This is a genomic window from Vibrio sp. Vb0937, assembly GCF_033338855.1.
Genome location: NZ_JAWOTK010000002.1, coordinates 519,159 through 530,914, shown reverse-complemented (window position 1 = coordinate 530,914; position 11,756 = coordinate 519,159). Strand labels below are relative to the sequence as shown.

The following is an 11,756-nucleotide window of genomic DNA, read 5'->3' as shown; positions in this document are numbered from 1 at the left end:
CCCTTTATGTTTTCCTCAAAGAGGTCAGAAAAGCTTAACGACTGATCGGCTGATGCAGTACAACGGTAGTATCAAGCCTTTGAATGCCGTTAAATGATTCAATTTCATTACAAAGATGATGAATAGACTGCAGGTCGGGCGCTTCAATTAGGGCAATAATATCAAAGTTGCCACCAACAACGCTCGTTAAGCGAACCTCAGGGATTTCTTTAAGTGCATTCGTTACATCATTCTTCTTACCCTTTTCACAAGAGATCAGTAGATAACTAGCGGCTTTTCGCCCTTCATTTTCTACACGAATCTGTGCGGTATAGCCTTTGATAATACCGGTCTTTTCTAAACGATTAATTCTTTCTGCTACTGCTGTTCGAGACAAACCAATGTTTCGGGATAGATTCGCAATCGACTCTCGCCCATTCGACAATAGACTTGAAAGTATTTTTCGATCTAATTTATCTAAACCTTGTAAAGTCATGTTTGAAATCATGTGTTCTGCCTATTTTGTTTTTATATTGTTATTAAATCGACTCAGGGAGCGTAAAGTTATACAGCTCAGCAAGAGTGAATGGGTTTTTCTGTGTCAACGGAGTGATGCGTAAGCTCAAGTCCCTCCCTGACACTTTTATGTCACTGACAAAGCTGCCGTTATGAGTGTTTGTCAAGGTCGAGTCACCTAGCAATCTGTATATCGCCCATTGACCACTCTTATTTAAAACGTGCTGTCTGCCTTCATCGGTTACATCCTGGAGTGTGATACTAATATTGAAGTCACCATTTTGCGGTGGCCATGCCATTTCACGAATGCGGCTTGGACCGTGGTAGTAACTTATATTGGTATCTGCAATTTTTAAGCTCGCTCTAATCGCACTAGAATCAAGATCGAGTACTCTTGCACTAAACGGAATATGAACGCGGTTAGTGCTTTTATTAATTAATGTGTCTCGAATAACGTTATAGTTACGCAGTTGCACTAACAGAGCCGGAGAGATTGGCATCGTCTCGCCATCCACCTGTTTTGGCGTCCACAAATTGGTATCGTAGAACGGTGCAAAATTTTTCTGAATAAATGTGTCTAACAAGCCACCTGAAGCAAACAGTAATTCAAAATCTTCAATTGAGATTTCCTCGGTCGCTGTTAGATCAAATGGGTATCGTCCTAGCCCTATCTCTTTAAACTTGGTGTAAATCTCGCTGTACCATTGGGTTTGAATGCCTTTAGCGGACTCTTTAATCATGACTGACCAGCTTTGTTGAACCACATCTAACAACCAGCTACGAACGGGTTCCGGTGATTTTTGGGCAATCTGTTTAAGTTTTATTAATGGGTCAGCTTCACTGCTGTTCATTCGATGCTGAGCTGCCGCTAGCGCCGCCATTTGCGGGTCAGGTGCATCAGCAATGTCTTTCATATACGTGCGAACACGGCTTAACGCTGCTACGGTCTCATCCCAAGGAGTAGGGGAGTTTGGTGTTTCACTGACCTGAAGTTGGTTTAATAAGTGAAAAGCTTGTTCAACACGTTTCATCAACAAGTAATCAGGCTTAACTACTTCCTCTACTGCGTCTGATGCGGAGTCTGCCGCTGCCACGAGTTTCGGGTCTAGCTTTGAAATCAGAGCATTTTTTTCACCAACGGGTGAAAATTGTGTGTTGGCATAGACCTGCTTCAGTACGGTTGTCATTGGTGAAGAAGGGCCCGAGATTAAGTCTATCGCGTTCGTTAGGTCGCCGACATTGTCATAGTTCTGGACTTTTAGTTCACTCAGCGCATTGCGCCAATTACTGATGTAGTCGTCAGTATATTTTTTACGTACTTCCTCTTTGAAGGCTTCTTGTTCTTCACTAGTAGGAATAACGTGTTGTGACAGACCTAAAACCCAGTTGTCACTGATGACTTGTTGTGACATTAGGTCCACGCGTGGTCGATAAAAAGTACTAAAACCAGTGGAGGTATAGATCTTATCTACGATCAAGCGTTCACTATCGATTGGTGTGTTGAATACATTGCTAAACTCAAAACCCACAGCTCGTTGCAGATCTAGGGTTCCTAAATCAATCGAATTTGCTTCGTTTAAAATGCCTGCATAAACGAGATCAACATTCGAATTTGCTAGCAATGAGCGACGTGTTGCGCGAACAAGATCCATATTGATATCAATTGGATCAAACTGCGTGCGAAAGTAAGCGTCCAAATAGCGCATCGCCTGATTGACGACGTCACTTTGGTTGCTTAAATCGTTCATCATTTGGAGAGTTTGATGACGCAAAAAACGGATATCACGCTTTGTTGGATCGTTTAGCATTAGATACCCCTTCAATAGAGGTAAAGCGCGTGTAAAAGTGTTTTGATTTTGTGTCAGTTGTAGACGGTAACCTTTCTCAATAAGAGGTATTAACTGTTGAGCAACGTCCTTAAGTAATGCTTCGTAAGCGATGCGAGTGCTTTGATCCAAACGGCTAATGTTGAGTGGTAATATCTCTTCATCCAAAGCCTTAGAACCTTTAAGCCACGCCCCATAAGAAGGCTCTATTGCTTTCGTCGCCTTCGCTAAAAGCTCATCGAATCTTGCATCTTGCTCCACTTGTGATTTGTCATCGATACTCAAGAGTTGATTCATCACATGTAAGTTACTGTCTAATGTCGTGAAAAAGAAGTAACTGCCCCCAGTAAGCAGGATAATAGAGCCGAGTATTGCCAAACGGCTTTGTCTCTGAATTAGACGAAGATACGTCTTGTTTTCGCCCGCAAAGTCGCTTTCCGGCAATATTTGTGAATCAATCAGAAAGCGAGAGAAATAAGGCGTTTCTGTTAACTGAGTATGCTCTGACGCGATAATAGGTAAGTTGAAGTAATTACTACAACTTTTTGCAAGTAAATTGTACTTGCGACCGCCTTGCAGACTCGAACTAAAGAAAATCTCACGGATGTCTAGTGAATAGACACCGTTGTTAACATCACATAGACGCTCAAGCACATAGCTGACTTCAGACTGACATAGCTCAAACTGCTTAGGGAAAGCGAGTATTGCTTGTTTCTCATCAATGTCCGTTGAATTAGCGGATGCATCTAGCGCATTACTTTCAAGCACTCTCACTAGATTTCGATAGCTATCGCGGTAGTACTCTGCAAATACACCTTTGGCTTCTTTTAGTGGGATAGAGAGGAACTCAACACGTGTCTTGAGAGAGCTAAAGTGCATGTATTCTTTAAAGCCATCTAACTTGTCTAGCTTTGACATAATCAAATAGATTGGCAATGCTGAAGACGTTTTAGAGTTGATGGTACTCAAGCGCGCCAATAAAGACGAAATAGTGTACTCTTTTTGCTCTGGCTCAGAGACGATCATGAACTCGAAATCGGTGAAGAATAGACAGCCTGAAAATGGCTTTCGAGGTCGATGATGAATAACTTCTTCAATGAACGTATTCCATAAAGAAGCATCACTGCTTGATACTTCCTGGAACACTAAGCGTTGGTCAGGTTTGATGTATACAGCGCTGTCAGATTCGTACCATTCAAAAAAGTCATTCTTAGCGGTTCTAGTGCGATCCATCGGTTTAATTGCACTAGAATTAAATAAAAATTGACGTCGCCCTGACCCTTTATTACCAAGCATCAGATAAATTGGTTTCTTGCCTGAGTTAGCAAGAAGAGGCTGGATAACCATAGAAAGTGCTTCTTCCTCGGTTTCCAAATGTTGAGCTTTAGCGTTGTTCTTTTTCTTCAACCATAATGTGAATTGAAAAATGACGTAAACAATGGCGATAGCACCAAGGGTCAGCCAAAGATAAAGTTGATCGATTTCGTCAAGAAAAAGCAGATAAATAGTGGTGATAATTAGAGCCACTAAAAACATCAATATAGTAGAAATCACCACTGGATTTCTAAACAGTTTTTGTTTGAACATAAGCCTAAAACTTCTTTAATTGTATTGTTATTTATTGTCAGTTTTTTCAGCTTGTAGCTGACTCAATTTATATAGGTAGATGTTCAGTAAAAGGGTTGCGCGGTCAATTTCCTTTTGCTGTGAATACTTTTCAGCGTATTCAATACGACCTAAAAGCGGGAATAACGAGTTACTGTATTCGTACGCCTTTTCAGAGTTCTTATCTACATTCTGTCTAGCTACGTTGGCAAACACCGTTCTTGCGTCTGAGAATCGCTTATAAACATCCATAAACTGGTCTTCTAAATGGGCGCTCTGTGTCAAAAAGTTCTGACGTAGTTGCTGTGCAGAAGACGAATCCGGATAGATCGCGATTAATTCATTGGTCAAGCTATCGAGCTCGCTGACGTTACTTACTTTTGCCGAGTCTAAAAACCAGTTATTCATCATAATATCGACACGATTAATGGCCTGCGTTTTCAATGACTGAGCATATTTTTTATTTTCGTAATCTAACGAGGCGACCAAATTTACAAGTTCATTAAGTGAAGCTTGATTAATTTTTTGTTCCAATGTTCGATAACGTTGTTGCTCGTACATGAAATGTGAACATATCGCAGTAACAATCAAACCAATAACGAAGTAGATCATAAATCGACCAGACTTTGCCGGTGATGCTTTCTCTTGGCTATTTAGGTTGGGTGATGACACCGGTGCTGGAGAGGGAGACACATTCACTTTAATTTCAGGTGCCTTCTGCGTTGCTGCAGGAGCGCTAGTGTTGGCTTGTTTTTTCTCGCGTAACTCAGCCGCAATCTGTTGTTCTTTTATCTGCTCAATCCATTGATTCAAAATACGGCGAATGCGACCTAATGACGGTGCTTCAATACCGTAATGAAGACGAAGCTCTTCCTCAATCCTCAAGCATAATTGATGTGCTGCCTCTATCAATGGAAGCTCTTCTGGTAACGCTCGATGCTTATTAATTCGTTTTTCAGTATGCTCTACCATCCATTCAATAGCGCTCATTCGTGCCTTTGACTTTGAATGCTCTGGATACGCGTTGAACCAATATACGACACACACATCAAGTATTGAGTTTAACCCTTCAACAAGGCCTCTTAAGCCGTCGTTATAGGTTGACGCAACGGTAAAGTAACAGCAACAACGTAGGTCTTTCGCTTGGGTACTCAAGATCTTTTTTGAGAGTGTTTGAACCGTTTTCCACGAGACTCTCCCTGTGACTTTATTCAGGTTGTTTATTTGACGTTTAATTTCGTCAAAATCCTCAGAACCATTAGGATTAGAGCCGCTTGGGTTATTTTCATCGATTGGTCTTCGAGCGAAGTCGGTAAAAAACATAAGGAAAGTTCCAACTGATCATATAGAAGTATTAAGTTATATAGGATTTCACTACTGTTATATTAAATTATAAGCAGTGCACATCTGTCGCAATTCTATAGACAAAATAAGCGGATTAGATAATAAAAATTCATTAAAAGAAATTAAATTACTTTTAGTGTGATCTTTGTTCATAATATTAATATCAATAGTTAAGTCTATTTATAAGAAGAAACTTATATATGAAGATGAGAACGTTGATTAAAAAGTAACTAAATTGTTATCGGAGATTACGTTTTGTCCAATTAGCAATCAAATTCTGTTACTTCTATTTAAATAGAAAGATTTACTGTCTCGTCACTTAATCTGTAGTCGGTTCTTTAGTTTTTGTTTGTAGGTAAAACAACCAACCTGATAGTTGAAATGTATTAAATTATAGGTGTTTTTTTAGGCTTATTGAAAAAGAGAATATAATTGATATCTTTCGCCTCTAAGTAGAATATCGGTTTTCCTAGAGGGACGAAATGCTAAAACCAAGTCAAATTGGGCTGATTTCAGCCATGTGTCTATTTTCTTCTGTTGTAATGGCAAAAGGGGAGCGATATGGACTCTCTACCAGTATGTTGACTATCGATAGCATTAAATACGATGAAGGTAAAAGTGGTGAGCAGGATACGCTTAGGTTCGGCTTGGTTCATACTCGTCCTATTGATGAAAACAATAACCGTTGGCGTTGGTGGTTAGGGCTAAACTATCTAGCAGAAGATATTGAAGCGCCAGCAAACGGCTTATATCAAGAAGCGACGAACTATGAACTTCGTGTTGTTCCTCAATATGCGTTGACTTCTTGGAGTGTTTTCACGCCATATGTTGGTGCGGGCTTGTCTGTCGGTTACTCGCAATATTCTAATCGCTGGCAAGTAGACCAAGAGGGCTATCGTTATGAGAGTGTTGAAGACATCGACCAGTTTGAGTTAGGTGCGGTTGTGACCCTTGGTACTGCTATAAAGTTAGGCAGTAATCCTGACGCCCATATACAAATTATCCCGCAGGCCTCTTATATCCTTCCGGTTGTAAATGATGGAATTGGTGGGCTTGAACTATCAGTTTCTTTGCTCTTTTGAGGTTCGTAAATGTACTCAAATCAGCTAGTTTTATTTATCTCAAAGTGTCCAGAGGAATACACCGGTGCAAAGCATATTGAAATGCCTGAAAGTGGTGGTTCGATAGGTCGTTCCCCAAGCTGTAGCGTGTCTTTAGCCGATCACAACCGCTTTATATCGGGCACTCATTGTTTGCTCAGCGTGTATGGAGATACCTACTATATAAGTGACGTATCAACTAACGGCACAATGGTAAATGGGAATAAAATACTAAAAAATCAACCCGTTGCGATAGTTGATGGCGACATCATTTCTTTAGGGCAATATGAGATTGGTGTTTCTCTTGAGCACGTTACCTCAACACTAGACATCGCCGCTGATATTGCTCCTGAGCGAGTATCTAGCGATCCTCTGGTTAGTCTAGGAGATGCGGTTGTCGAAGAGGAAGAAAAAGTCGGTGCCTTAGAAGATTTGTTTATGGAGACTAAACAGGATGACATTGATTGTCATGATCCTGTTGCTCACCTTAACTTTTCGATGCAGCGAGATGACGATTACTTAATTCGTGATAATGAGCGTACAGAATCTGAACAACCTAGAACCGTGGAAAGCACGCGTCAGGTGGTCGATGACAGTTTCAGCATATATTCCGAATTCGATCAGCCAAGCCTCATCCCTGAAGACTGGATGGCTGCGGAAACCAAGAGTAACGCATCAGTCAATGATGCATTAGCGCCAGAAAGCGGTAAGGCACATAGAGCCGATATTGCCTCAGCTGAGGTGATGCAACCTGGCACGGTAGCCCCAGATAGCACGATTCAAAGACAACATCGTACGCATAATGTTACTGAGATGGTCGTAGAACAGGCTAATACAGGGTCAAAATGGGAAGAGATGACCCAATCTTTTACGCCTTCTCCTAACACTAATCAGCAACTTCAAATACCTACGGCAGAGCATGCGATAAACACTACGACGAAAGCACAAGTCGATACTGATGCGGCCGTTTGCTCTCAAGATATAGCGCAAGCGTTTTTTGATGGTTTGGGTATTCGAAATCCAGAGTTGATGACAAACGAGGCGCAGTTATTCAAGCAAATGGGCACTTGCTTGCGTTTATGTATTGATAACCTACAGAAAGAGTTGCACGAAGTGGAATCGTTAAAAGATGAGCAGAGTGCGAGTGAGGCTAACTCGAACATTGCAGAGCTAATGCTCACTTTGAATAGTCAGCAATTACTGGCTCCAAATGAACTGGTTGAACAAATGCTCGATGAGCTGAACGATCACCAAGTTATGTTTAACAAAGCACTGAATGAGCTCGTTTTAGAACAGTCAGAAACGAACGATCCCGTAGCATTTGCTAACAGGGTCGCTAGCCAGTCTTTGTTCTCAACTAAGTCAAAGCTGTGGGCCGAATACCTAGATTTCTACACTAATAATCGTCGCCTGCTTAATGAAACATCCTTAAAAGGGCTGATTAAGAAAAACTATAACAAAGTGATTAAGGGAAACCATGCGTAGTATCGCCGTATTACTCGGATTTGCCATGTTGTCCGGTTGTTCCATGTGGGATCAATTTAAAGAGTCCACTGGTATCACACCAGAAACTTCGTCGATTGAATTGGTTATTGAGGCATCACCTGTACTCAATGTGAGAAATGGGGGCCAGTCATCTCCAGTTATTCTCCGTCTTCACGAATTAAGTTCGCCAGTATTGTTCCGAAGCTTAGATTTCTTTGCCTTGTTTGAGAGCGATAAAGCGTCGTTGGGTGATGAGTACATCAAACGTTACGAATATCAAATACAGCCAGGTGGAAAAGTTCATGAAATGCTAACGCTAGACCCTGACACTCGTGCCGTCGGTTTTTCAGTGGCTTTTCGTGATATTGATGGTTCGTCATGGCGAAAAGTGGAAGTTATTGAAGAGAAGAGCGAGTACTACATCAAGCTCAAGTTAGAGGGCAGTGAGTTAATTTCTGATAACACTCGCGGCATTGAACAGGTTTACTTTTAAGGGATAGAAACATGTCTTTATACAATCCAGTTGTTTGGCAAGATGGAATGTTCATGAAGCCGCAGCATTTTCAACAACTCGATCGTTCGCAAAGTAAACTATCGAGCCTACTGAGTGCCAATGCATCGCCTTTGCATTGGGGAATTAAACGTTTAGAAATCAACTCTCAGTTACTAGCACTGGGTAAAATCGGTATTACTCGTGCTGAAGGTATTTTACAAGACCGGACACCATTTGAGCTTCCGTTGCTTGCTGAGCTGCCTGAAGTGAAAGATGTAGATCCTTCGATTGCCGATAAAGTCGTTTATTTGTGCTGTCCGTTACCATCGGAACGTTCTGAGTTGTTTGGTACCAAAAAAGACGGTGCGCGCTATACGATGGAATCTCAAGAAGCGGTTGACGCTTGTTATGATTCGGAAGACATGGCAAATATCGTCGTCGGTAAGCTTAACTTTTGCTTAATGTACGATCATGAAGATAAGAGTGCTTACACGTCTATTCCGATCTTAAAGATCTCAGAAGTGAAGCCTGATGGCAGCGTGATCTTAGATGATAGTTTCATTCCTACCTGTATCGATATTCATGCGTCGACAGTACTGAGTAAATTTGCGACCGAGTTTGCTTCTATGTTGAAGCATCGCGCGGAATCGATAGTTCAGCGATTAGGGGTGGTGGATCAACAAGGCGTATCATCGGTTTCTGACTTTATGCTATTGCAAGCGCTCAACCGATACGAACCCTTATTTTGGCATTTCGCCAGCACAGAAGCTGTGCATCCTGAATCTTTGTATCGAATTCTTCTTCAGGCAGAGGGTGAGCTTTCGACGCTGTGCTCAACGACACGCCGACCTATTGAGTTTACGAAGTACAATCATGGTGATCTTACTAGCTGTCTTTCTCGCGTCCTAGACAGTGCGAAAATGACATTGAGCGTGATGTCTGAGCAAAGAGCAATTCCACTGACCTTAAAAGATCAGAACTATGGCATCAGAACGGCAGCAATCCCTGACAATAAGATCATTGATACGACAACCTTTATCCTCGCAGTTAAAGCCGACGTGACCTTGGATGTCCTGCATACCCAGTTTGTCAGCCAAACGAAGATCGGTTCTATCGATAACATACGTGACTTGATTAACCTTCAACTGCCTGGGATTGAGATCAAACCAATGCCAGTTGTGCCACGCGCGCTGCCGTATCACGCTGGCTACACCTATTTCGAGCTCGATAAAACGGGCGAAGAGTGGATGGCATTGCAGAACACTGCTGCGATTGCGATTCACGTTGCGGGCGATTTCGCTAACTTATCATTGCAACTTTGGGCCGTTCGTCTATGAGTTACGCAGAAACCGACGTCACCGTAGTCTTATTCCAACCAGAGCCTGGCAAACCAATGGAGGTAATGCCAGCGCCTGACTTGTCGAGAAACATCGCAGTACAAGATCTATCTATCGACAACATGGGTATTAACCCGTTGGTGGACCAGTTTTCATGGTTGATCGCCAGTCTGTCTTGTATGTCTTCGATCCCTTGGCTTGATGACCCGATGCCATTTCGTGAACAAGTGGCACGTGAGATTCGAAAAGGTGAACGAAAACTTAATGAAATGGAGCTCGATCGTGCTTCGGTTCTTGTTATTCGTTACTGCTTGTGTGCGGCGATTGATGAGTCTGTTTGTCGACAAGAATGGGGGGCAAATAGTCACTGGAGCCAGAACAGCTTACTGTCTGAATTCCACAACGAAACGTCTGGTGGTGATAAGTTCTTCGTTATTCTCGATCGCTTAAAAACCGACCCTCGTAAATACCGTCACGTTATAGAGTTTCTCTATTTACTGCTTCAACTTGGTTTCCAAGGCAAGTATGGCCGTGAAGAGCGTGGTAACGAAAAGTTAGCGGAAATTGGCAGCACCATTTATCGATTAGTGCGAGATGACCGCCTAGCAGAACAAGAAAAAGTTTCTTTAATCAACCTTAAAGCTAAATACCTAAAGAAGCCGTTAAAAAGGGTAATTTCACCCAAGCTGATCTTAAGTCTTAGTGCGATGACGTTTGCGCTTATGTATGCGGCAACCTACATCGTCATAGACTTAAAATTTCAGCAACTGCTTGAAATGTATAGATAACCAGAGATCTAAAATGAGATCTTCTGCCAGTTTTAGGGCTTATTGTGAATATCACTGGTCTTTTAGTGAAATTCACTAGTTATTTAGAGAGATTGCAGTTTGCGATCTCTTTTATCATTCAATCAATAAAATTCAAATGGATTGGTTATGGGCGTAACAGTTGGTGCGAATGGACTTTCGATAGTTCATAAAGGCTCAGGTGGTGAAGCGAATGCAACGCTCCCAGATGTTTGTTTAACTAAGGTCGGCAAGCCAGTCGTCCCTATCCCTTATGGCAACAATGCTAAATCAGTAGACCTTGCTGGTGGGACTACGACAGTCTCTATGGATGGCGGTAACAGTGTCGCTATCAAGGGCAGTACGTTCTCAAAAAGTACCGGCGATGCGGGCGGTGATAGAAAAGGCGTTGCCTCAGGCACGATAGAAGCCGAAGCAAAATTCATTTCAGCCTCACCAACGGTTAAATTTGAAGGTAAGGGCGTATGTCGTCTGTCCGATCAAATGACCATGAACAAAGCCAACACTATGTGTTTGGGTGGCGCACAAAACCCATCGGTTTCTGTGACTGAAGAGCAGGAAGGGACGTATACGCTGGATATAGAATGCAAATATCCAAATGGGCTCCCTTACTCTAATGCACAATTTTCTTTAGTCGAGCCTTCAGGTGCTGTCATTGGGAGTGGAGTGCTGGATTCTAGCGGAAAAGCATCTGTTAATGGTCTCGCTCTAAAAGAATGCAGGTTAGTGCTCAGCGAAACTCAAGACTCTTACACCCCGAACCAATCTTTAGCTGAAAATATTGTTACGGAAACTTACCCTGATCCGAATGATTTTTGTACGTTTGTCGCAGGTCGCCGCTCGCCATTTTGGGAAGATCGTGTTGGGGTTGCTAATGACTGGGGGATATTGATGTCCCCATCCTTCAGTGATGATGACTTTAAAGATATTGTGTTAGAGCAAAGCCGTATATCGTCTCCTTATGCGATTAGTCAAAATCACTCTAAAGATTTTTCTGATGCTTATGTTTCGGCACTTTATCACATCCAAACTGATACTACTGCGCTAGAGAAATATGAACCTTTAGTTGAACTGCTCTTGGAGCAAGTGCACGAAAATGGCGATATATTGAGAGTCTTATATCAGGCTGATGTGTTTGAGCCTCCCTATGAATTATTAGCGAAGCTTCGCTTTTTAGGGACTGGGAATACTGTGAAGTATTTGCAGTTTGTTTTATGGACGTTGATAAACAATCAAATCTGTTCATACATCGATGAGCTAAACAG

At 42.1% G+C, this 11,756-nt stretch carries 8 protein-coding genes and 1 pseudogene; 6 read left to right on the top strand and 3 right to left on the bottom strand.

Annotation, left to right across the window (positions count from 1 at the left end; translation table 11 throughout):
* Positions 1-34: 34 nt before the first annotated feature.
* Genes R7P67_RS05845 through R7P67_RS05835 form a run of 3 tightly spaced genes read right to left on the bottom strand, consistent with a single transcriptional unit; the run spans position 35 to position 5,249 of the window.
* On the bottom strand, positions 35-487 hold the full coding sequence (locus R7P67_RS05845) for an Lrp/AsnC family transcriptional regulator (protein ID WP_005373369.1): 453 nt from the start codon (positions 485-487) through the stop codon (positions 35-37).
* A gap of 31 nt (positions 488-518) precedes the next feature.
* Positions 519-3,908: a type VI secretion system membrane subunit TssM gene (tssM, locus tag R7P67_RS05840; RefSeq protein ID WP_262652725.1), complete on the bottom strand. Its 3,390-nt coding sequence runs from the start codon at positions 3,906-3,908 to the stop codon at positions 519-521.
* A gap of 27 nt (positions 3,909-3,935) precedes the next feature.
* Complete coding sequence (locus R7P67_RS05835) at positions 3,936-5,249, bottom strand: type VI secretion system ImpA family N-terminal domain-containing protein (RefSeq protein ID WP_005386112.1); 1,314 nt, start codon at positions 5,247-5,249, stop codon at positions 3,936-3,938.
* A gap of 503 nt (positions 5,250-5,752) precedes the next feature.
* Between R7P67_RS05835 and R7P67_RS05830 the strand changes: the two genes are divergently transcribed.
* The 6 genes and pseudogenes from R7P67_RS05830 to R7P67_RS26795 all read left to right on the top strand — a co-directional run.
* Entirely contained in the window at positions 5,753-6,352 is a 600-nt protein-coding gene (locus R7P67_RS05830) for a hypothetical protein (RefSeq protein WP_132937161.1), read from the top strand.
* Positions 6,353-6,361: 9 nt separating this feature from the next.
* Entirely contained in the window at positions 6,362-7,855 is a 1,494-nt protein-coding gene (locus R7P67_RS05825; protein WP_151515686.1) for a type VI secretion system-associated FHA domain protein, read from the top strand.
* Positions 7,848-8,348, top strand: coding sequence for a type VI secretion system lipoprotein TssJ (gene tssJ / locus R7P67_RS05820; protein WP_005386118.1), 501 nt, complete (start codon positions 7,848-7,850; stop codon positions 8,346-8,348). The genes R7P67_RS05825 and tssJ overlap by 8 nt, the downstream gene beginning before the upstream one ends.
* An 11-nt stretch (positions 8,349-8,359) precedes the next feature.
* On the top strand, positions 8,360-9,685 hold the full coding sequence (gene tssK / locus R7P67_RS05815) for a type VI secretion system baseplate subunit TssK (RefSeq protein WP_262634406.1): 1,326 nt from the start codon (positions 8,360-8,362) through the stop codon (positions 9,683-9,685).
* Positions 9,682-10,473, top strand: coding sequence for a type IVB secretion system protein IcmH/DotU (icmH, locus tag R7P67_RS05810; protein WP_262652727.1), 792 nt, complete (start codon positions 9,682-9,684; stop codon positions 10,471-10,473). Before tssK ends, icmH begins: the two co-directional genes overlap by 4 nt.
* Before the next feature lie 147 nt (positions 10,474-10,620).
* Positions 10,621-11,197, top strand: a pseudogene (locus tag R7P67_RS26795) (DUF4150 domain-containing protein); the annotation flags it as partial.
* Positions 11,198-11,756 lie beyond the last annotated feature (559 nt).